Origin of the sequence: Sphingopyxis sp., assembly GCF_051861155.1 — a bacterium.
Lineage (GTDB): Bacteria > Pseudomonadota > Alphaproteobacteria > Sphingomonadales > Sphingomonadaceae > Sphingopyxis.
Genome location: NZ_JBHYDE010000024.1, coordinates 1 through 506, shown reverse-complemented (window position 1 = coordinate 506; position 506 = coordinate 1). Strand labels below are relative to the sequence as shown.

At 67.4% G+C, this 506-nt stretch carries 1 protein-coding gene; it reads left to right on the top strand.

Annotation, left to right across the window (positions count from 1 at the left end; all coding sequences use genetic code 11):
* Positions 1-506, top strand: a 506-nt coding sequence (locus ACTIFP_RS17700) for an IS91 family transposase (RefSeq protein WP_439569992.1), incomplete at both ends; no start/stop codon positions are given.

Here is a 506-nt window from a genome sequence, read left to right as displayed (position 1 = left end):
CTGTTCCTGAACCGGCTACGCGCCCTCCATGACCGTGGGCAGCTCGTCTTCTTCGGCAGCATGACGCAGCTCGCCGAACGACGCGCTTTCCTGCGGCACCTTTCGTCGGTCCGCAAAAAGCGCTGGGTCGTTTATGCCAAGCCGCCGTTCGCCGGCCCCGAAGCGGTCCTCGCCGATCTGTCGCGCTACACCCACCGCGTTGCGATATCGAACAGCCGCCTCCTCCGGTTCGACGAAGCCGGGGTCACCTTCCGCTACAAGGACTACCGCAAGGCCGGTGCCGGACGGCAGCAGGTCATGACCCTTGGGGCCGACGAGTTCATTCGCCGCTTCCTCCTCCACACCCTGCCGCGTGGGTTCCATCGGATCCGCCACTATGGCCTGCTCGCCAGCACCAGGCGCAAGGATCATCTCGAACGCGCCCGCCGTTTGCTCAGCGCCGCGCCTCCACCGGCCGACGATCCGCCCGCCGAGCTCGAAGCTCAGCCGCTGTGCCCGTGCTGCGG